Raw genomic sequence first — 21279 nt, 5'->3', positions numbered from 1 at the left:
CCCGCGCATCAGCCGTCACGGGGACGGCAGCCGCTCGGTGACCACGGCGACCAGCGCCGCCTCGTCCTGGACCAAATAGAAGTGCCCGCCGGGGAAGCTCCGGACCTCGAACCCGCCGGTGGCCAGGTCGCCCCACGAGGTGAGCCCGGCGTGGTCGACGTCCGGGTCCTCGACGCCGCCCGTCGCCAGCACCGGGGCGCGCACCGCGGTGGGGGCGCCCGGCTGGTAGATCTCGAAGAGCCGGTAGTCGTCGCGGATCATCGGCAGCAACACCTCGACCAGGTCCGGGTTGGCCAGCAGGGCCGCGAACGACTCGTTGTCGCGGGCTACCTCGGCGGCGAACTCGGCGTCGGGGAGCGTGTGCAGTTCGCCCGGCTGCTTACGGTGCGGCGCGATGACCCCGGAGACGACGAGGTGGTCCACGACCGGGCCGAGCCGGCGTTCCAGTGCGACGGCCACCTCATAGGCGACGTAGGCTCCCATGCTGTGCCCGAAGAGCACCAGCGGCTCGCCGGTGAACGGCTCGACCGCCGACGCGATCTCCTCGGCCATGTCCTCGATGCCGCCCACAGGAGGCTCGCCGAAGCGGTCCTGCCGTCCGGGGTACTGCGCCGCGTACACACCGGTGTCCGGCGGCAGGAGCCCGGGCCATGAGTTGTAGGTGTTCGCGGTGCCACCGGCGTGGGGCAAGCACACGAGCCGTCGGCGGGGGCGCGGCACGACCTCGCCGCACGGGCGCAGCCAGAGCTCGGCCTGCGTCGCTTTCCTGGTGTGCACGAATCTCCCTCTCATCCGAACAGGCCGGCGATCGCTTCCGCGTCCATCGGTACGGGCGTGAGCCGGTACCCCGGGGGCGGTTCGGCGCCCCTGACATGGCGGACCAGGAAGTCCCACCGGCGCCGGTTGAGGTAGTGGTCGTAGCCGACGAAGGCGTGGTCGGAGCTGGGCACGACGAGCAGCTCGAAGTCCTTGTCCGCCGCGATCAGGCGCTCCACCAGGCGCATCGTCAGATGCGGCGAGAAGCTGTCGTCGAGACCTCCATGAACCAGAAGCAGTTTGCCCTCGAGCCGGTCGGCGATGTCGACGTTGGAGGCGGCGGCGTACTTCTCCGCGTCGAACGGGCCGTTGTACATCTCCGCGACGCCCTGCTCGGCGTAGCGCAGGTCGTGCACCCCGCACTCGGCGACGCCCGCCTTGAACACCTCAGGGAAGTCCAGCATCGCCCGGACGGTGGCGAAGCCGCCGGAGGACATCCCGAACGCCCCGACCCGGTCGAGGTCCATCCACGGGCGGCTGCGGCTCAGCTCCCGCAGGGCCGCGACGTGGTCGGCGAGGCCGCCCGCGTCCCCGAGCCTTCCGTAGGAGTGGTCGTGGAACACCTTGTCCCGCCCCGGCGCACCGCGCCCGTCGATGGCGACCACCACAAAGCCAAGCGCGGCCAGGGACTCGGCGTCGTAGCCGTAGTAGCCGGGGTCGAAGCAGGGCACGACGCGGGTGGCGCTGGGGAAGCCGTACGGGTGGTCCACGACCGGGTACCGTCCGTCCGGATCGAAGCCGTGCGGACGGTAGAGCATCCCGTGGATCTCGGTCTCTCCATCCGCCGCCGTCACCCGGAACCGCTCCGGCGGGTTCCACCCCGTCGCGCGCAGCCGCGAGGCGTCCGTGCGCTCCAACTCGACGCGTACGCGCCCGTCCCAACCGCGCACGGTGATCACGGGCGGGGCCGCGTTGGTCGAGGCCGAGTCAATGAAGTGACCGCCGCCTGGTGCCACCGTCACGACGTGGTCCAGATCGTCATCGGTGACCTTGGCGAAGCCCGTGCCGTCCAGGCCCGCCCGGCACACCGTCCGGCGGTAGGGGTCATCCTCGACCAGACCGGAGGCCAGGAAGTAGACCACCCGCCGCTCCTCGTCGACGTGCAGGATCTCCTGTACCGCCCACTGACCCGAGGTGACCTGGGCACGCGGTGCTCCGTCCCGCGTTCCGTAGAGGTAGAGGTGACCCCAGTTGTCACGCTGGGAGTACCACAGCACCTCCGCCCCGCCGGAGAGGACCTTGACCATCGGTGCCTGCCCGAGCAGTTGGGCGGGCTCCACCCGGGTCGGCCCCGATTCGGTCAGGATGGTGCACACCTCGCCGGATGTCGGGTCCAGCCGGTGCAGACTGAGCGTCTTCAGGTCACGCGGGGAACTCAGGTAGTACACCGCCGAGCCGTCCTCGGCCCACCACGCCCAGCGGCGGGAGATCGGCGACATCATCGGCATCGCCACCGGTTCGGCCAGCGCAGGCACCGCCTTGCCGGATTCGATGTCCAGCACGACGAATTCGGCCAGCGGCATCCGCTCGTCGCCGGGGTGGGCGAACCGCTGGGACCGCAGCACGGGTGGCCCGCCGTCAGCCGGCAGGGCCTCGACGAGGTGCGTCTCGCGGACCCCGCGCATGTCGGTGCGGTGGGTGAGCACGCGCCGGGAGTCCGGCGACCACAGCACCGCGGGCGGCAGGTTCGGGATGCCGAGCTTGCCCAGCAGCGTCGAGTACATGAAGTAGTCCGGGTTGGCGCCGTAGTCACAGTCCGCCGAACCGTCCTCGGTCAGCGCCCACTCCCGTCGGTCCGCCAGCGATCGGGCCCTGATGTTGTACGCCTGCCGGAACACCGCGTGGCGGCCGTCCGGCGCGACGACGTCGAGGAGTTCGCGGGATGGAGCTCCCCCGACGGCGACGCAGGTGTAGTCGTCCAGCGCGCATCGCCAGCGGGCATCGAACGCGTCGAACTCGACCGCCTCACCACTCACGTCGAACGCGGCGAACGGCAGTGCGGCCGCGTCGACTTCGAGGCCCGAGGCGGCCGCGAGTGCCGTAGCAAGCCGGGCGTGGTCGAAGGCGGGTTGCCGGCTGCCCTTCGCGGGGTCGACGAGGAGGAAGCGGGGGCCGCCCGCGGTGTCCGTCGCGTACCAGAAGCGAGCGCCGTCCTCGGCCCACCTCGGCCGGACGCTCCCATTGAGCACGAGCTCGCCCCGGTTGTGCCGCAGCAGTTGCTCCGCGGTCCGGTACACGGAGGCGTCGAGCCTGATCGGGTTCATCGGGTTGTCCTCCAGAGCAGCCGGTCAGCCGACGACGACGGGAAGCCGGGCCGCGCCGTTGAGGTTGGGATTGGACATGAACGTCGGCGGGTTGTCCGGGTCGCAGCGCAGCTCCGGAAAGCGGTCAAACAGGGCGTTCATCGCGATGCGGCCCTCCCGCCTCGCGAGTGCCGCCCCGATGCAGAAGTGCACGCCCCGGCCGAAGGCCACGTGCGGGTTGTGCCCACGGGCGGGGTCGAAGGTGTGCGGATCGGTGAAGACCCGCTCGTCGCGATTGGCGGTCGCGATCGACAGGCTGACCATCTGGTCCGGCCCGATCTTCACGCCGCCCACTTCGGTCTCGGTGTTGGTCACCCGCACCATGGACGCGATGGGGCTCACGTAGCGCAGCGACTCCTCCAGAAGCGGTGGGACCAAGGACCGGTCCTGACGGACCCTTCGGTCCGCCTCCGGGTGGGCGTCGAGGCAGAGAACGGTTCCGCTGATCAACAGAGTCGTGGTGACGTGGCCCGCGACGAGCATGACGTTGGCGAAGTTGGCCACCTCGCTCTCGGTCAATCGCTCGCCGTCGACCTCCGCCTCGACAAGCCGGGTGAGCAGGTCGTCCCGCGGATTGGAGCGCCGGTCCTTGACGTGCCCCCGTAGGTAGTCGGTGATGTGGCGCACCTGTTCCATCGCGTACTCCACCTCGTTCTCGACGGTTTCGTCGCGCTCGGCGAGCGAGAACTCCGAGGTGCCGCTCATCATCTTGTCGACCCAGCCGTTGAGCAGGGCGTGGTCGCTCGCGGGGATGCCGAGAAGCTCGGCGATCACGGTGATGGGCAGGGGATAGGCCAGCTCGGCAATGAGGTCGAAGCTCTTCCGGTCAGCCACCTTGGCCAGCAGGTTCTCCACGATGGCATGGACCCGGGGTTCGAGCTCGTCGATAGCGCGAGGGGTGAACGCGTGGGTGATGAGCTTGCGCAATGCGGTGTGCCGGGGCGGATCCAGCTGTGTGATGGACCCTGCGTCGAACTCGCGCCGCTGCGGGATCAACCGTCCGGTGTCTGACGAGAAGAAGTGCGGGTTGTTCGCCACCTGCACTGCCTCGACATGGCCGTAGACGTTCCAGATGCCGCTCGCCTCGTCGAAGACGACTCTCTGGGACGACCTGTCATCGCCGTACATCCAGAAGTATCGCTGTCGGTCCAGGTCCCACTTTTCGGCCAGCGCAGACATGACACTCCCGTAATAACTGATGCGAACTGATAACGACACAGGGGATCGAAATTCCGGGGATTTCCTTCTGGAATTTTCCGAACCGGAATTAATACAGGTCGAGTCTTTCAGATGGGTGTTGCACCTGTCGACGGTGCAGCAATCGGCAGCGTCCTGTCGCCAGGACACCGAGCGGCCGAGGGACGCCACACAAAAGAGTGGCGGTTTCCGGGCGGCATTCCGGGCGGGCCGGACCGAGCGCCGAGCCTCGCAACCCACCGGGTACCCCCGCGAACCCGGCACCCCGTCAACCCGGCCCCGTCCAAAAGACGCCCCGCCCGCGACCTGGCACCTTGCGTTGGCGCCATCAAGACGCCACACTTGCGCCATGGATCTCACACCCTACGTCGACGGCCTCCACCGGGAGCTCCTTGCCTCCGCAGGGGCCAACGACGGCGACGCCATGGCGCTGGCCGAGCGACTGACCGCGTCGGTCACGTCCGCGACCCGGCTCACCATGCTGGACGTACTGTCGGCCGCGGCGGACGAGATCACCCGCGACCTCGTGCCCGGCTCGGTGGAAGTCCGGCTGCGCGGACGCAACCCCTACTTCGTGGTCACGCCCGCCACTCTGCCCGAACCGCTCAATGACGACCTCTCCCCACCGCAGGACGCTCCCGCGCCGCACGTCACCCCCGCTCCCGAGGAGGCTCCCCCGAGCGGCACCGAGGGAGCCGTGGGCCGCATCAACTTCCGCCCGCCCGAGCAGCTCAAGGCCCGCATCGAGGCCGCCGCCGCCAAAGAGGGGCTCTCGTTGAACGCCTACTTGATCCGCATCACCACGGCCGCACTGGACGCCGACGCCGCCCCGCCCCGCCCTGGCCGCCACGGCTCGGGACCCACGCGCCGCTACGTCGGCTGGGTCGGCTGAGTGCCCCCACCACGAGACAGGACGGCTCACCATGCCCGAGTTCACCACGCCCGAACCCATCACCGTCGCGCTCACCATGAGCAGTGGCAAGGTGACCATCTCCGCCGGGGACCGCACCGAGACCGTCGTGCGGGTCCGGCCCACCGACGAGGCGTCCGCGCCCGACGCCAAGGCGGCCGAGCAGACCGAAGTCGACTACACAGCGGGCCAGTTGCTGATCAAGGCGCCGGACCCGTCCTGGCTGAGCGGCATCATGGGCAACAGCCCTTCGATCGACGTGACTATCGAAGTGCCGACCGGCTCCAGCCTACAAGCCGAACTGACGAAGGTGCAGGTCCACAGCGAGGGGCGCCTCGATGAGGTCCGCGTCGACAGCGTGTCGGGCCACATCCACCTCGACCGGGTGGGCACGCTCCACGCCGATACCGTCTCCGGACACCTCACCGTCGAAGAGGTGAGCGGGTACGCCGACGTCAACGGCGTGTTCGGCAAGGTGCGGATGCGCAGGACCCGGGGCAGTGCCACCGTCAAGGGCGTCAACGGCGACACCTGGATCGGCGACGCGGGCAGCGAACTGCACCTCAGCGCGGTCAGCGGCAACATCTTCGTGGACAACGCCGGACCTGGCGTCACGGCCAAGACCTCGAGCGGCAGCATCCGGATCGGACACCTGAAAGCGGGTGAGGTCGACCTGCTCACCGGCTCCGGAGAAGTCGAGATCGGCATCGGCGAGGGCTCGACAGCCTGGATCGACGCTCGGAGTGTGACCGGCTCCGTGCGCAACTCCCTGCAGGCCCAGGACGGTCCGACACCGCAAGCGAACATGGTGAAAGCCAGGGCCAGGACCCGGCACGGCGACATCATGATCCATCGCTCGCAGCGGACCGGCACCGCAGAGGTCGGCTAGCCGAGACACCCCGCGCAGCTCCCGAGACATCGCGCGGCTTCCCGAGATACCGCGTGCAGTCCCCGCGCCGCCGCGCCATACGCGCGCGGCGGCCGTCGAGGATCCCCCCTCGGCGGACCCGCTGAACCGCCTCACAAAAGGCCCCTCGGCAAGCCCTCTTCGGGCCGGCCGCCCGCTCGACATGCCCTACTCCGGGCCCCTGACCCTGCCCGCAAAGATGGCACCAAGAGCTCCACGCCTTCATTGCAATGGCGCCATCGTTGCGCCACGATGGCGTTAAGAGCGACCTCGCTCGCGCCGTCCCGGCGACAGGACATCCCCTCGCCGCGCACCACGCGAACTCCGGAATCGTCGAAACAAAGGCCCGGTCGCACCTCCCGCCCCCCTTTCTCGGCGCCCAAAGCAGCCAGCAGAACTCGCCGCGTGCGGCTTTCCATCCTTGAAATGGAGTCATCCATGGCAACCACCAGTCCACCCGCAATCACGGTCACCGGACTGCGCAAGTCCTACGGCGACAAACTGGTTCTCGACGGAATCGACTTCGAGGTTCCCTCGGGGCGCATCTGGTCACTACTTGGACCGAACGGCGCCGGCAAGACGACCCTGGTGCAGATCCTGTCCACGCTCATCCGACCGGACGCAGGCAGTGTGCAGGTCGCCGGTCACGACCTGCTGCGCGAACCCGAAGCGGTGCGACGGGCGATCGGGGTCACGGGCCAGTTCGCGGCGATCGACGAGCTGCTCACCGGCGAGGAGAACCTGCAGCTGATGTGTCAACTGCACCGGCTGCCCGCGCAGGAGGGCCGACAGCGCACCGCCGAACTGCTGGAGCGCTTCGAGCTGGCGGGCCAGGACGGGAAGAAGCTCGCCGGCTCCTACTCCGGCGGCATGCGCCGCAAGCTCGACCTGGCGATGACCCTCGTCGGCAGCCCCCGGATCATCTTCCTCGACGAGCCGACCACCGGTCTCGACCCGCGCAGTCGGCGCACCATGTGGGACATCATCCGGGACCTCGTCGCCGACGGCGTAACGATCTTTCTCACCACGCAGTACCTGGAAGAAGCGGACGAACTGGCCGACCGGATCGCGGTACTGCACCACGGCAACTTCGTCGCCCAAGGCACACCGGCCGAACTCAAGCGCCTCGTCCCCGGCGGCGACATCCGGCTCACCTTCGACACCGCCGAGCAACTCGCCTTGGCCTCCGAGGCGTTGGGGACCTCGGACATCGACGAAGAGGCGTTGAGCCTGCGCGTGCCGAGCGAGGGTGACCTGGGCTCGATGCGGCGCGTCATCGACCGGCTCGACGGAGCCCGGGTGACGGCGTCCAGCCTGTCGGTGCACAGCCCCGACCTCGACGACGTATTCCTCACCCTGACCTCTCAGCCCGCCACGGACAACGGAAAGCAGGAGGCAGTCCGATGAGCTCGCTCTCCCTCGCCCTGCAGGACTCCTCCACGATGCTGCGCCGCAACCTGCGGCACGCCACCCGCAACCCGTCGACGCTGCTCGGCTCGGTGGTCATGCCGTGCGTGCTCCTGCTGTTGTTCGTCTTCGCCTTCGGCGGCACTATGGGCAACGGACTGGGCGGCGCCGCGGAGGGGATCGACTACGTCGACTACCTCGCCCCCGGCATCTTCCTGCTGGCCCTGACCGTGGGAGCGATGGGCACCTCCATCGCGGTCGCGGTCGACATGACCAAGGGGATCATCAACCGGTTCCGCACCATGGCCATCTCCCGCGCGTCGGTTCTTACCGGCCACGTCGTGGGCAGTGTGATCCAGTCGATGGTCAGCATGGTCGTAGTCATCGCCATCGCGCTGCTGGTCGGCTTCCGGCCCACCGCGGGAATTCTCGGATGGCTCGGGGCCATCGGCCTGATGGCCCTAGTCAGCTTCGCACTCACCTGGGTGGCGGTCGGCTTCGGCCTGCTGGCCAAGACCGTCGACTCGGCGAGCAACATGCCCATGATCCTGCAGGTCCTGCCATTCCTGTCCAGCACGTTCGTGCCGGCCGAGTCGATGGCCTCCGGTCTGCGCTGGTTCTCCGAGAACGAGCCCTTCACGCCCATCACCGACACGTTGCGCAATCTGCTCCTCGACAGGCCGGTCGGCAACGACTGGATCATCGGCGTCGCCTGGTGCCTCGGCATCGCGCTGGTCGGCTACCTGTGGTCGAGGAAGTTGTACCGGCGCGACCCCAGGAACACCTGACCGACGCACCACCGCGTCCCTCGCAGAGGAGATCATCCATGGCCACCGAATCACTCGACCTGCCGGACGTCATGTCGGACGCGATCATGAAGGATCCCTATCACGGAGCTGGTCTCCTGCGTGAGCAGGCCCCGGTGGTGCGCGGCACTCTTATGGGCGCCGTCCCCGTCTGGTACGTGACCCGGTACGAGGAGGTGATGACTGTGCTGGGCGACCGCAGGTTCGTCAGCAACATCGCCTCGGTGTCCGGCTCCCAGGGCGAGGACGCGAGGACGCAGATGGCCGAGCGCCTGGGCGTGCCGCCCGAAGACTATCCGTACCTCGCCAACGGGCTTCTCGGCCAGGACGCGCCGGACCACTCCCGGCTGCGCAAGCTCGTGATGCGCGGCTTCACCGTGCGCCGCATCACCGAACTGCGCCCCAGGCTCGAGGAGATCGCCGAATCCCTCATCGACGCGTTCGACGGCTCCAGCCAGGTGGACCTCATCGCCCACTTCGCATACCCGCTGCCGCTCACGGTGATCTGCGAGCTCATGGGGATCCCGGAGTCCGACCATGCCGACTGGCACGCCTGGAGCAGCGGCCTTGCGTCGTTGGAGCCGGGTGTCATGCCGCACGCTCTGCACGACATGGTCGTGGGGGTTCGCGAGCTCATCGAGCGCCGCCGCAACTCGCCGGCGGAGGACCTGCTCACCACACTGATCACCACACATGACGAGGACGGCGACCGGCTGTCCGTCGACGAGTTGATCACCTTCGTGATCACTCTGATGACCGCGGGCCACGAGCCGTCCGCCCACGCCCTCGGCAACAGCATCGCTGAGCTGCTCACCCATCCCGACCAACTGGCCAGGCTCAAGGGGGAGTCGGCGCTGTGGCAGACGGCGGTCGAAGAGCTGGTCCGCCGGTGCGGTCCGACGCAGGTGTCGGTCCCGCGGTACGCGGCGGTCGACATCGAACTCGGCGGCGTCCGGATACGGGCCGGCGACGTAGTTCAGCCGATGCTGACCGCGGGTAACTACGACCCGCGCCGCTACACCGATCCCGAGCGCTTCGACGTCGGGCGCCGGATGAAGGCCCCGGGCCACGGCCACCTCGGCTTCGGCCACGGCCCTCACTACTGCCTGGGCGCCTACCTCGCCAAGCTGCAACTGGGCATTGCCCTGCCGGCGCTGTTCCGCCGCTTCCCGCGGCTGACCCTGGCGGTCGACGCGGCGGACCTTCCCTGGCAGAAGCTGCCCGGCCTCCGGCGCCTGGCCGAACTGCCGGTGGAACTAGCTCCCGCCGCCCGGTGACGCCGCACTCTCACATCACGTTTCTAGGACGGACTACATGCCCACCTTCTCGACCCCCCGCGGGGTCTCGGTCACCGTCAAACTGCCGATCGGTGACCTCCTTCTCGTCGCGAGCGACCGGCCCGACACCGTCGTGTTACCGCACACCCGGGAGGGCGACGCAGCGGGATTCCGGGTCAGCTACCTCGACGGCAACCTCATCGTCGACGGCCCCGGGCCGGCCTATGGCTCCGCCAGTTGGCTGAGCTTCGGAGAGTCGGTCAAAGCACGGATCGACCTGCCGGAGGGCTCGACCGTACGAGGCGTGGCCCTGGAGGGCGGGTTCCGCAGCACGGGCAGGCTGGGCGCCTGCACGTTTCGGACCGACTACGGCGAGGTCGTCCTGGACGAGACCGGTCCGCTGACCGTCACCACCGACAGCGGCGACATCGCCATACGACACGTCACCGGGCACGCCCAGGTGACCAGCGATTCCGGCGTCATCCAGATCCAGAAGATCGAGGGGAGCGCCACCGTCGCCAACGAATACGGCGAGACGGAGATCGGTGAAATCACCGGAGCGCTCCAACTGTACGGATGCGATTCCGACAACCGCGTGGGACGCACACACGGCGGCGCCGAGATTTTCAGCGAATCCGGTGACATCCGTATCATCGAGGTCACCAGCGGAAAAGTGACCACGATGTCCGACTCCGGGAACATCGAGATCGGCATTTCCCGAAACACCACCGCGGCCCTGGACCTCAAGTCCGTGAATGGACAAGTCCGCAACGCGTTCGACCAGGGCCCGGCCGACGGCCGGGTCGAGCAGGGCGTCACAGTGCAGGCCCGGTCGCACCACGGCGACATCAGCATCACACCTGCGCGGCCCAGACCGGACCGCTGACGACGGCGGGACGCGGAGCACCTGGCGGCCCCCTCTTGCATCGGACGCCCTGCCGACTTGTATCGGACGTCCTGTCGACCGGACAGTGGGCGCGTCATCGGAACCGGCCCCGCCGAAGGAATCCGAACCCACAGGAATTCCCGGCGTAGACATCGGGCGGCCTACAGGCCAAACTGGGCGCCACTTCCGGTGATTACTCTCCCGGCCTCCTGTTGATTACTGCGGCACCACATTCCCCCCTGCTCTGCCGCATGGTGAATCCGCCTAACTTCCCTCCGCGCGTAAGGGAATGCGGCCGGGTTCGCCGCGAACAGGAGTGCGCCGACGCGTGACAGAGCCCGAGGCAGGAGGTTGGCATGACACGACTACTCAAAGCCCCCCGGCCAATGAGGAGTCCGGAAACACCCGACCAGAAAGGAGAAATGCCGCCACCGGCCAGGTGGAGCCTTCCCATACGCATAGCGTTCCGGTTCTTCCTGGCCTACGTCGCACTGTTCTTCCTGACCGAGATGCGGGTCATGTACCCGCTGATGGGGGTCTTCGGCAATGACCTCCCACCGGATGCACTGACCCGGCAGTACCACCTCGTGCGCCCGGTCGTGACCTGGGTCGCCGAGCACCTGCTCCACGTCGAGGCACCGCTCATCGAGCCGGTGCAGAGCGGTGACCAGGCGTTCTTCTGGGTTCTCGCCTTCTGCTGGTTCCTCGGCGCCCTGCTGATCACGGTGGTGTGGTCGGTGCTCGACCGGCACCGGCCGCACCACGAGGCGCTGTACAAGTGGTTCTACGTGGTCGTCCGGTTGTGTCTGGCAGCGCAGTTGTTCTCCTTCGGGTTCGCCAAGGTCTTTCCGCTGCAGATGTCGCTGCCGCTGACCAGGCTGGTGGAACCCTTCGGGGATTTCGGCATGTTGAACGTGCTCTGGTCGCAGGTCGGCAGCTCTCAGCCTTACGAGATCCTGCTCGGGTGCGCCGAGGTGACCGCCGGGCTGCTGCTCGTCATTCCCCGGACCGCCCTCTTAGGCGCCCTCCTGGCCGCGGTCGAGATGACACAGGTGCTCATCCTCAACGCCACCTACCAGGTGCCCCTGAAGATCTTCACCTTCCACCTGGTCCTGTTGAGCCTGATCCTGGTCGCTCCGCACGCCGTCCGGCTGGCCAAGTTCTTCGTGTCCGACCAAGACATCGGCCCGGTTGCCCGGCCGCAGCTGTTCCGCACGCGCAGGGCCCTGTCGCTGGCCCTGGCGGGGCAGCTCCTGTTCGGGGTGTGGCTGGTCACTTCCCAGGTGCACGAGGAGTGGAAGCTGTGGGACACGATCGGGGCAGCGGGTCCGAAGCCACCGCTGTACGGCATCTGGAACGTCGTGAAGTTCGCGTCGGACGGGCGGGACAGCCCTCCTGTGGCAACCGATGAGAAACGCTGGAACCGGTTCATCGTCGACACCACGCACTCCTATCAACCGGGCCCCGTGTCCAGCCAACGCATGAACGGCTCCATCGTCGACTACGCGGCCACGTTCGCCCCCTCCAAGCGCGCGATCGTTCTGGCCCGGGCGAACGATCCAACGTGGTCCGGCCGACTCACCTTCGCCCAGTCCAACCCGGACAAGCTCACCTTGGACGGCGTCCTGGGCAAGGACAAGGTGCACATCGAGTTGGAGAAGGTCGACCTCGACTCTTTCCCGATCAGACGTGACGGCGTGCAATGGGTACAGGACGCGCCGTACGAGCCGCGCCTGCAGACCCGCTGACTCTCGCCGGCTTCGTCGGCCAGCGGACTCTTGAGCCGGTTCAGCTCACACGGCGAAGGCGTGACGCCCCCATCGGCTGCGTGACGCCTCCGCCGTGCGCATGCGTCAGTCCCGCGCCGCCATGGCCTCGATGCCGGAGACCAGCAGCTCCAGCGCGTATTCGAAGTCCTGCTCCCTCGCCTCACCGTTCATCCCTGCAACCGTGAGCCAGGGGTGGCGCTCCAGCAGGGCGCGGAACTCGTCGGCCAGCGCTCGCAGTTGCCCGCGCCATTCCTCGTCGGACCCGGGCTCGGGCCGCTCGGCTCGCCAAGGGCAGCGTCCAGGGCGAGTTCGAGGAGGTAGTGCTTGGTGTCGACGTACCAATAGACGGGCATCGCCGTCACATTCATCTCCGCGGCCGGCGCGCGCATGGAGATCCCGGTCAGACCCTCGGCATCCAGGAGGCGCACCGCGACCTCGGTGATCCGGTCGCGGTCCAGAGCGGGCGTACGGCCGCCGCCAAGCCCGCCCGCCTCCGCGCCCCTTGCCGTCCAGCGACACGCTGGGCCGCATCGGACGTGGAGTCCGCTCGGCTGCCCTCAGCATCGCCCGCTCTCCCCTGGCCTCTCGAATCGTTCCGCTACGACTCGTTGCGCTGAGGCTCGTTCCGGTGCGTCTCCCCAAGTGAGATGGCCCGGACCGGACAGCTGCGGGCCGCGTCCCGCACATGCGGATCGTCGGCTCCATCCTCCCGTCCCAAAAGCACCGCGCTGAACCCGTCGTCGTCCTGGGTGAAGACTTCCGGAGCGGTGAGTGCGCACAAGCCCGCTCCCACGCACCGGTCGCTGTCGATCTGGATCCGCATGATCGTGTTCTCTCCGTTCTCCCGCTGTCGCCCGAGGCGCGGCGCGAGGGTCATCATGCGAGCGCGCGGGCAATCGCCGCGCAGATCTCGGTCGCGTACTCCGCCTGGGACATCTCACGGTGCTTGCAGTGGATCTTGTGTTCCTCGATCCGACCACGCACGTACGGCGGCCACTGCGCGGCGAAGCCATGATCGTCGACCGTGGCGGTGAAGTACAACACGTCGCCGTCGAAGACCGGTGTGGTGAACTCGTCCAGGAGTTTGGTGTGCCGTACCGTGACGGCCGCCACGGTCTCGACGACGGACTGGTAGTCGCTCTCCCCGGCCGACCTGCCGAGGTAGTCGCGGACGAATGCCTGGGTGTTCGCGTCCTCGATGACGTCGGCCTCCTGGAAGTCGTTCTCGAGCCCGAGACCTCCGGCGGCGGCGCTGTCCAGCATGGCCAGCAGGCGCACTTCCTTGCCGCGCCGCCGCAGCTCGACGGCGATCGCATGGGCCAGGGTGCCGCCCCCGGACCAGCCGAACAGCAGATAGGGGCCCTCGGGCTGGAGCGCGGTGATGTGCTGGAGGTAGTGGGTCACCATGTCGTCGACGGATGTCGCGTGTGGCTGGGCCGGGTCGTACTCGCGTGCCTGGATCCCGTACATCTGCCGGTCCGGCAGGTGCTCGGCGAAACTCATGTACGCCCAGCACAGCCCGCTGCCCGGGTGGATCATCCAGAGTGGCGGCTGCCGGCCCTCCGTCCGGATCGGGAGCACCGCGGCGAACGGATCCTCGGGAGCGTCCGTGGCGGCGGTCCTCAGCTGCGCGGCGAGGCCGGCCACCGACGGGTACTGGAAGACCGTCCGCACCGGCAGCGACACTCCCAGCACGGCGGCCATGCGGTTGACCAGCCGGACCACCAGCAAAGAATGGCCGCCCAGCAGGAAGAAATCGTCCTCCACACCGACCCGTTCGACCCCGAGCACCTCGCCGAACAGGTCGACGAGCACTTGTTCCTCGCCGGCGCGCGGCGCCTGGTGGGCGTCGCCCGCGAAGTCCGGATCGGGCAGGGCGGCGCGATCCAGTTTCTGGTGCGAGGTCAGCGGCAACCGGTCCAGTATCACGATCGCCGACGGCACCATGTAGTGCGGCAGCCGGTCCGCCAGGTACTGGCGGAGTTCCCCGGACTTGGCGCCGCCCCCGACCACGTACGCCAGCAGGTGCGTGCCGAGGTCGCCGAGCTCCCTGGCGATCACCACGGCCTGGCCCACGGAAGGGTGATCCGCGAGCACGGCTTCCACCTCGCCCGGCTCGATCCGGTATCCGCGGACCTTCACCTGGTGGTCCGCGCGGCCACGGAACTCCAGAATCCCCCGGGTGTTCCACAGGCCGAGGTCGCCGGTCCGGTACATCCGCTCGCCCGGTTCCGCGAACGGGCACGCCACGAACCGGCCGGCGGTCAGCCCGGACCGGTTCACGTATCCGCGGGCGAGTCCGTCGCCCGCCATGTACAACTCGCCCACCACGCCCGGCGGAACGGGACGCAGCCGGTCGTCGAGGACGTAGACGCGCATGTTGTCCATCGGCAGGCCGACCGGCACATCGCCGCGGACCGGCCCGTGGCCGATCTCGTGGACCGTCGAGTTACAGGTGACCTCGGTCGGGCCGAAGGCGTTCACGAAGGTGGTGTCCGGGCACGCTGTCACCGCCCGGTCGACAGCGGCGGGCGAGAGCCGTTCGCCTCCGATCCACACCTCGCGCATGCGAGCGAGGCAGCCCGGATTCTGTTCGACCAGGTGATTGAAGACAGGAGTGATCAAGAGGGCCGTGGTGACGCCATGCCGGGCGACGAACGACTCGAATACCTCGGCGTCCAGGTCATCGGGCGGTGCGAGGACGACGCAGTCACCGCGCAGCAGCGTCGGCCACAACTCGTAGGTCATGGGGTCGAACGTGTGCCGGGTGCGCAGCAGGACCCGTTCGTTGCCCTCCCGGCGGCACCATGCGTCGACGGCGAACTGCACGACGCCCCGGTGCGAGATCGCTACGCCCTTCGGACGCCCCGTCGAGCCCGAGGTGTAGATCACGTAGGCCAGTTGGTCGCCGGAGACGACCCGGTCCGTCAGGTCAACGGGCGCGTCGGTGGCCGCAGCCAGTTCCCCGAACGGAACCCGTGGGCAGTCATTGCCGGCTGGTCGACGGCTGAACTCGTCGTCGCCCACGATGAGTTGGGGGCGAGCGTCATCGAGGACGAACGCCAGTCGGTCGGCCGGGTACTCAGGGTCGATGGGCAGATAGAGGCCACCCGCCCTCAGGACAGCCAGCAGCGTCACGACCATCTCCGGGGAACGCTGCAGGGCCACCCCCACCAGGGATTCGGTGGTGACGCCGCGCCGCGCCAGCTCCGCCGCGACCCGGTCGACCGCGGCGTCGAGTTCTTGGTATGTCAGGGAACCGGTGTCCCCGGTGACCGCGATCGCGTCCGGTGTGGCCTCGGACTGCCGTGCGAACAGCTCCGTGATCGTGTCCCCCGGCAGCTCCGCCGCCGTGTCGTTCAGCTCGTGTACGAAGCGCTCGAACTCACCGGGCTCGAACACGTCGACCGCGCTGAGCGGCATGGCAGGGTCCGGAACGACTTGTTCGAGGACGCTCACGAGGCGGTTGACGAGGTTGCGTACGGTGGCGCGGTCGAACAGATCGGTGTCGTACTCGGCAAGGCCGAGCGCACCCGAGCCGCGGGGGTCGGGGCCCAGGGAGAGGGCGAGGTCGAACTTGGCGGTGGTCACACGGGCGAAGGGCTCGACCTCGATCGCCAGGCCGGGCAGGGACAGCTCGGCCTTGGGGCTGTTCTGCCAGGCGAGGATGACCTGGAACAGCGGGTGGTGAGCCGCCGAGCGGCCGGGGTTGACCAGCTCGACGAGACGGTCGAAGGGGGCCTCCTGGTTGTCGTACGCGGCCAGCGCTTTCGCCCGGACCTGGTCGAGCACGGCCTCGAACGAGGGGTCGCCGCCCACGCCCACGCGCAGCACCCAGGTGTTGACGAAGAACCCGACCAGGTCGGTCATGGCCTCGTCGGTGCGGCCCGCGATCGGCGATCCGATCGTGATGTCGTCGCCACTGCCCATCCGGTGCAGCAGGGTTGTCAGCGCGGCCTGTAGCACCATCGAGACGGTCACTCTGCGTCGGCGCGCCAGTTCCTCGACGGCGGCCAGCAGATCCGGTCCGAGCTGGAAGTCGATCCTGTCCTCGCGGCGCTCTCCCGCCGCGGACCTCGGCCGGTCGAGCGGAAGCGGAAGCGGCTCGGGGGTCTCGGCCAACTCCTTTTGCCAGTAGTCGACTTCGGCGGCCATGACGCTGTCCGGATCTGACTCATCGCCGAGCAGTGCCCGCTGCCACAGGGCGTAGTCCGCGTACTGCACGGCCAGCGGCTTCCAGGCCGGTGCGCGGCCGTCCCGGCGGGCGGTATAGGCCGTGGTGAGGTCCCTGACGAGCGGAGCCGCCGAGCTGCCGTCGCTGGCGATGTGGTGGATGACCAGGGCGAGCACGTGGTCGTCCGGAGCGCGGCGGAACACCTTGGCGCGCAGCGGGATCTCGGTCGCCAGGTCGAAACGGTGCCCGGCTTCGGCGGTCAGTGCCTCCCCGAGGCCGGTCGGTGGGACGGTCTCGACCGGCACGTCCGGCGCGAGGCCGTCCGTGGGGACGATCTGCTGGTACGGGATGCCCTCGTCGTCCTCGACGATCAGCGTGCGCAGGCTCTCGTGCCGGTGGACCACGTCCCGCACGGCCGCCCGCAGCGCCGGTACATCCAGTTCGCCGCGCAGCCTCACCATGGTGGTCGTGTTGTAGCTGGTCGACGAGCCATCGAACCGGTGCAGGAACCACAGGCGCTGCTGGGCGAACGCCAGCGGCACCCGTTCGGGGCGTGTCTGGACGGTCAGGGGCGACCGTGCCGTCTTCCCCGCCGCCAGGCGCGCGGCCAGGGTGGCGACCGTGCTCGCCTCGAAGACGCTGCGGACGGGCGCCTCGACGCCGAGTTCGGCCCGGATGCATCCCACGAGGCGGGTCGCCAGGAGTGAGTGGCCGCCCAGCAGGAAGAAGTCGTCGTCCACGCCGACCTGGTCGAGGCCGAGCACCTCGGCGAACAGCCCGGCCAGGATCTCTTCGTAGGGTGTGCGGGGGGTCTGGCCATCGGCGGCCGTCGTGTACTCCGGTGCGGGCAGCGCCCGCCGGTCGAGCTTGCCGTTCGGCGTGAGCGGGATGCCGCCTATGGCCACCACCGCCGACGGCACCATGTACTCGGGCAGCCGTTCGCGCGTGTACCCGCGCAGGGCGGTGAGCAACTTGCCGGTTTCGCGCACCTGGGCCGGGTTGTTGGAGAGTGTCCGGCCCGGTGAGCCCTCGGGGAGGCAACCGCCGGTGAACACCGTGGCCGGGGCAGTCCCCTCAGGTAACACGATGGCGTCGAACTGATCGGCGGTGCGGGACCAGGTCACCAGCGCGCCCCACCCGCGGTCGGCGGCCCAGTCCCGCAGCGCGTGCGGGTCGACAACGGCGGGGCCGGGCGCGGGGGCGTTCGTCGCGCCCTCGCCCGCCATCCGGGCGTTGGGGATTCCCGCGATCCGCACGGCGGTCGCGTCGGGGAGGCCGACCCGTCGTTCCACCTCCGTGAGGTCCTCCACGTCGGAGCCCCACCGCAGGGTCGGCAGGTCGGCGAGCGGGACAACGTCCGCCGGGGTCTTGTGCAGGACCACTTCATAGCGGTGCCGGGTCAGCTCGTTGTGGGCGCCACCGGACTTCAGCCGGATGTCGACGGCGGCGCCCGCCCGCTCGCCCCACTGCGTGAACCACTCGGGGTCGAGCACCAGTTCCTTCTCCAGGAACACCGCGTGCTCCGTGGCCGCCCGCAGGACGCCGGGGGCGGCGCCCGGCCGTCGCGCGCGCTGCACGCCGTGGTGTAGCAGGCGCAGCGAACCGGCGTGCCGCACGTCGCCGACGATCACGCGGCCGCCCGAGGTGAGGAGGTCGAACGCCTGGCGCAGCACGCGGTCGAGGTAGGCGGCGTCCGGGAAGTACTGCACCAGCGAGTTGAGTACGACGGTGTCGAACGCCCCCGCGGGAAGGCCCGATACGTCGTCCGCGGCCTGGCAGCGCAGGTGGACCCGGTCCTGCCAGCCCGCCGCCGCGACCTGGCCGCGCAGCCGGTCAACGGCGACGTGGGAGAAGTCGGTGGCCCAGTACTCCTCGACGTGCGGAACAACGGGAGCCAGCAACAGCCCGGAGCCGACCCCCAGTTCGAGGACGCGCCGCGGTGTCCAGCACAGGACCCGCTCGACGGCGGCGTCCCGCCACTCCCGCATCTCGGTGCGGGCGATGGGCTTCCCGGTGTAGCTGGAGTTCCAGCCGGAGAAGTCCTCCCCGAACCCGGCTTCCGGAGCCGCGTACATCCCCTCGTACACCTGCTGCCACTCGTCGACATGCTCGGCGCCCGAGCCGCTCTCACCGAGCTCGGGCACCACATAGGCGACCAGGCGCTGATCACCGCTTTGGTCCTCGCGGGCCACCACGACCGCCTGCGCCACGGCCGGGTGGCCGGTCAGGACGGCCTCGATCTCACCCGGCTCGATCCGGAATCCGCGTACCTTCACCTGGCCGTCCGCCCGGCCGCGGAACGCCAACTCTCCCTCCGCGTTCCAGGTGACCAGATCGCCGGTGCGGTACATCCGTTCCCCCGGCTCGCCGAACGGGCAGGCCACGAACCGCTCCGCGGTCAACCCCGCCCGGCCCAGATACCCCCGGGCCAGGCCGGCGCCGGCGACGTACAGCTCCCCCACGACCCCAGGCGGGACCGGCCGCAGGCCGCCGTCGAGGACGAACGTCCGCATGTTGTCCATGGGGCGGCCGATCGGCACGTCCGTGACCGGCTGCCCCGGGGCGACTTCGTGGGCCGTGGCGAACACGGTCGTCTCGGTGGGGCCGTACCCGTCGACCATCCGCAGCCCGGGGCAGGCCGTACGTACACGTGACAGCGCGTCCGGGGAGACCACATCACCCCCGACCCACAGCTCGCGCAGCCCGCTGAAGCAGCCGGGGTCCTGGTCGGCGACGACCGAGAACAGGCCCGCGGTCAGCCACATCGCGGTGAGGTTGCGGTCGGTCACCACGGCAGCGAGCTCGGCCGCGTCCAGGTTCTGCGCGGGACTCACCACCACGCGACCGCCGCGCAGCAGAGGAACCCACAGTTCGAAGGTCGAGGCGTCGAAGGTGTGGGGCGAGTGCAGCAGCACGCGGTCGTGGGCGTCGCTCCACCGCCGGTCCAGAGCCAGGCCGACGACGTTGGCGTGGGTCACCGCGATGCCCTTGGGCACTCCGCTCGACCCCGAGGTGTACATGACGTAAGCGAGGCGGTCGGTGTGCCGCACGGCGGGCGGGACGTCGTCCACGGCAGCGGTCAGCTCGTCGATCCGCGCACAGGGCAGGCCGTTCGGCGGGGTGAACCCGCCGTCGGTGACCACGAGGGCCGGTGCCGCGTCGCGCAGCATGAACGCCACGCGCTCCGCCGGGTAGGCGACGTCGATCGGAAGATAGCCCGCGCCCGCCTTGAGTACCGCGAGGAGCGCGACCACCAGGTCCGTCGACCGGGGCATCGCGACCGCCACCAGGGTATCGGGGCCCACCCCTCTGCGTACGAGGTTGCGCGCGAGGGTGTCGGCGCGCCGGTCGAGCTCCCGGTAGGTGAGGGTCGTTCCCTCGGCCTCCACCGCGACGGCATCCGGAGTCGCCGCCGCCTGCTGGGCGAACAGGGCGTGGATCGGCCCGTCCGGCAGCGGGGCGCCGGTGTCGTTGCGCCCGCGGAGCAGCAGGTCCTGTTCCCCGGGCTCCAGGATGTCCACGGAGCCGATCCCGGCGCCGGGATGCGCTACCACCTGGCGCAGCACGGTCCGCAGGCGCGCGGCGAGCCGTTCGACGGTGCCCCGGTCGAACAGGTCGGTGGCGTACTCGATCGCGCCTGTGGCGCCCCGGCCCGCCGGGTCCGGGACGATGTTGAAGAACAGGTCGAACTTCGCCGAACGGGTCGCGACCGGCTCGGCGGTGACCGTGAGCCCCGGCATCTCCAGGTCGAGTCGGGCGTTGTTCTGCCACGCGAACATGACCTGGAAGAACGGGTGGTAGGCGAGCGAGCGGTCCGGATTGAGGAGTTCCACCAGGCGCTCGAAAGGGGCGTCCTGGTTGTCGTAGGCCGCTAGTGCCTTGTCCCGCACCTGCTGGAGCACGTCGTCGAACGTGGAGTCGCCGGACAGTGCGGCGCGCAGCACCCAGGTGTTGACGAAGAACCCGACCAGGTCGGTCAGCGCCTCGTCCGTGCGGCCCGCGATCGGCGATCCGACCGTGATGTCGTCACCGCCGCCCAGACGGTGCAACAGGACGGCCAAGGCCGTCTGCAGCACCATGGACACGGTGCTTCCGCGGCTGTGGGCAAGTTCCTCCACCGCGGTGAGCAACACCGGGTCGAGGTCGAACTCCACCACGTCACCGCGGTAGCTGGCCGTCGTGGGCCGCGGGCGGTCCAGCGGCAGCGGCAGCGGTTGCGGCAGGTCGGCCAGCTCGCGCCGCCAGTACGCCACCTGCCGGGCCAGCAGGCTGTTCTCCGAAGACGCGTCGCCGAGCAGCTCCTGCTGCCACAGGGTGTAGTCGACGTAGCGGACGGGGAGCGGCGACCAGTCCGGTGCGTGCCCGTTCAGCCGGGCTTCGTAGGCGAGAGCGAGATCGCGGGTGAACGGCACTGACGAACCGCCGTCGGCCGCGATGTGGTGGACCACCAGGACCAGGACGTGCTCCGCCGCCGAGCACCGCAGGATCTGTGCGCGCACGGGGATCTCAACATAGAGGTCGAACGGATATGCGATGGCCTGCGCGACCGTGGCCGCCACATCTGCCTCGCTCACGGGCACCAGCGGCACGTCCAGCACCGTCTCGTCCGCCGACAGCACCCGTTGGACGGGGGAATCGGCGTCGTCGACGATGAGCGTCCGGAGACTGTCGTGCCGCAGCACGACGTCCCTGAGGGCCGCGCGGAGCGCCTCGACGTCCAGCTCGCCGTCCAGCCTGAGCACCGCGGGGATGTTGTACGTCGGCGACGGGCCGGTGAACTGGTAGAGGAACCACAGCCGACGCTGGGCAAAGGACAGCGGAACCATG

At 69.3% G+C, this 21279-nt stretch carries 12 protein-coding genes and 1 pseudogene; 7 read left to right on the top strand and 6 right to left on the bottom strand.

Annotated elements, in window-relative coordinates; translation table 11 throughout:
- Positions 1 to 15: 15 nt before the first annotated feature.
- Genes ABZ656_RS22460 through ABZ656_RS22450 form a run of 3 tightly spaced genes read right to left on the bottom strand, consistent with a single transcriptional unit; the run spans position 16 to position 4487 of the window.
- Complete coding sequence (locus ABZ656_RS22460; RefSeq protein ID WP_360270040.1) at positions 16 to 777, bottom strand: alpha/beta fold hydrolase; 762 nt, start codon at positions 775 to 777, stop codon at positions 16 to 18.
- An 11-nt stretch (positions 778 to 788) separates the two neighbouring features.
- On the bottom strand, positions 789 to 3080 hold the full coding sequence (locus ABZ656_RS22455) for a DPP IV N-terminal domain-containing protein (RefSeq protein ID WP_360270038.1): 2292 nt from the start codon (positions 3078 to 3080) through the stop codon (positions 789 to 791).
- 24 nt (positions 3081 to 3104) lie between these two features.
- Positions 3105 to 4487 carry a cytochrome P450 gene (locus ABZ656_RS22450; RefSeq protein ID WP_360270036.1) on the bottom strand — a complete coding sequence of 461 codons (1383 nt, stop codon included), beginning with the start codon at positions 4485 to 4487 and terminating at the stop codon, positions 3105 to 3107.
- A 178-nt stretch (positions 4488 to 4665) separates the two neighbouring features.
- Here ABZ656_RS22450 and ABZ656_RS22445 point away from each other — a divergent pair, with 178 nt between their 5' ends.
- From ABZ656_RS22445 to ABZ656_RS22415, 7 genes are all read left to right on the top strand, one after another.
- Positions 4666 to 5208: a toxin-antitoxin system HicB family antitoxin gene (locus ABZ656_RS22445; RefSeq protein ID WP_101407765.1), complete on the top strand. Its 543-nt coding sequence runs from the start codon at positions 4666 to 4668 to the stop codon at positions 5206 to 5208.
- 31 nt (positions 5209 to 5239) lie between these two features.
- On the top strand, positions 5240 to 6115 hold the full coding sequence (locus ABZ656_RS22440; protein WP_360270033.1) for a DUF4097 family beta strand repeat-containing protein: 876 nt from the start codon (positions 5240 to 5242) through the stop codon (positions 6113 to 6115).
- A 456-nt stretch (positions 6116 to 6571) separates the two neighbouring features.
- Positions 6572 to 7540, top strand: a complete 969-nt coding sequence (locus ABZ656_RS22435) for an ATP-binding cassette domain-containing protein (RefSeq protein WP_218978413.1) — start codon at positions 6572 to 6574, stop codon at positions 7538 to 7540.
- Positions 7537 to 8328: an ABC transporter permease gene (locus ABZ656_RS22430; RefSeq protein WP_101407768.1), complete on the top strand. Its 792-nt coding sequence runs from the start codon at positions 7537 to 7539 to the stop codon at positions 8326 to 8328. Before ABZ656_RS22435 ends, ABZ656_RS22430 begins: the two co-directional genes overlap by 4 nt.
- 38 nt (positions 8329 to 8366) lie before the next feature.
- Positions 8367 to 9623, top strand: a complete 1257-nt coding sequence (locus tag ABZ656_RS22425) for a cytochrome P450 (protein ID WP_218978415.1) — start codon at positions 8367 to 8369, stop codon at positions 9621 to 9623.
- Positions 9624 to 9660: 37 nt separating this feature from the next.
- Positions 9661 to 10509: a DUF4097 family beta strand repeat-containing protein gene (locus ABZ656_RS22420; RefSeq protein WP_101407769.1), complete on the top strand. Its 849-nt coding sequence runs from the start codon at positions 9661 to 9663 to the stop codon at positions 10507 to 10509.
- A 422-nt stretch (positions 10510 to 10931) separates the two neighbouring features.
- Positions 10932 to 12257 (top strand): DoxX family protein, encoded by a 1326-nt coding sequence (locus tag ABZ656_RS22415; protein ID WP_360270030.1) that lies wholly within the window; start codon positions 10932 to 10934, stop codon positions 12255 to 12257.
- A 192-nt stretch (positions 12258 to 12449) separates the two neighbouring features.
- On the opposite strand, the pseudogene ABZ656_RS22410 reads toward ABZ656_RS22415, so the two are convergent.
- The 3 genes and pseudogenes from ABZ656_RS22410 to ABZ656_RS22400 form a co-directional block, all read right to left on the bottom strand.
- Positions 12450 to 12842 (bottom strand): annotated as a pseudogene (locus ABZ656_RS22410) (TetR/AcrR family transcriptional regulator); the annotation flags it as partial.
- A gap of 34 nt (positions 12843 to 12876) precedes the next feature.
- Positions 12877 to 13101, bottom strand: a complete 225-nt coding sequence (locus tag ABZ656_RS22405; RefSeq protein ID WP_101408472.1) for a ferredoxin — start codon at positions 13099 to 13101, stop codon at positions 12877 to 12879.
- Between the two features lie 53 nt (positions 13102 to 13154).
- Positions 13155 to 21278 (bottom strand): amino acid adenylation domain-containing protein, encoded by an 8124-nt coding sequence (locus tag ABZ656_RS22400; protein WP_360270028.1) that lies wholly within the window; start codon positions 21276 to 21278, stop codon positions 13155 to 13157.
- Between the last annotated feature and the right edge of the window lies 1 nt (position 21279).

It is taken from the genome of Streptomyces sp. NPDC007095 (genome assembly GCF_040634475.1).
In the GTDB taxonomy this organism is placed as follows: Bacteria; Actinomycetota; Actinomycetes; order Streptomycetales; family Streptomycetaceae; genus Streptomyces.
This window is presented reverse-complemented; position numbering and strand designations above follow the sequence as displayed.

What these genes read in the sequence shown, in the direction of transcription:
- ABZ656_RS22455 (WP_360270038.1), bottom strand. Translation starts at nt 3,080, where the DNA reads ATGAACCCGATCAGGCTCGACGCCTCCGTGTACCGGACCGCGGAGCAA.
- ABZ656_RS22445 (WP_101407765.1), top strand. Translation starts at nt 4,666, where the DNA reads ATGGATCTCACACCCTACGTCGACGGCCTCCACCGGGAGCTCCTTGCC.
- ABZ656_RS22440 (WP_360270033.1), top strand. Translation starts at nt 5,240, where the DNA reads ATGCCCGAGTTCACCACGCCCGAACCCATCACCGTCGCGCTCACCATG.
- ABZ656_RS22435 (WP_218978413.1), top strand. Translation starts at nt 6,572, where the DNA reads ATGGCAACCACCAGTCCACCCGCAATCACGGTCACCGGACTGCGCAAG.
- ABZ656_RS22430 (WP_101407768.1), top strand. Translation starts at nt 7,537, where the DNA reads ATGAGCTCGCTCTCCCTCGCCCTGCAGGACTCCTCCACGATGCTGCGC.
- ABZ656_RS22425 (WP_218978415.1), top strand. Translation starts at nt 8,367, where the DNA reads ATGGCCACCGAATCACTCGACCTGCCGGACGTCATGTCGGACGCGATC.
- ABZ656_RS22420 (WP_101407769.1), top strand. Translation starts at nt 9,661, where the DNA reads ATGCCCACCTTCTCGACCCCCCGCGGGGTCTCGGTCACCGTCAAACTG.
- ABZ656_RS22415 (WP_360270030.1), top strand. Translation starts at nt 10,932, where the DNA reads ATGCCGCCACCGGCCAGGTGGAGCCTTCCCATACGCATAGCGTTCCGG.
- ABZ656_RS22405 (WP_101408472.1), bottom strand. Translation starts at nt 13,101, where the DNA reads ATGCGGATCCAGATCGACAGCGACCGGTGCGTGGGAGCGGGCTTGTGC.
- ABZ656_RS22400 (WP_360270028.1), bottom strand. Translation starts at nt 21,278, where the DNA reads ATGGTTCCGCTGTCCTTTGCCCAGCGTCGGCTGTGGTTCCTCTACCAG.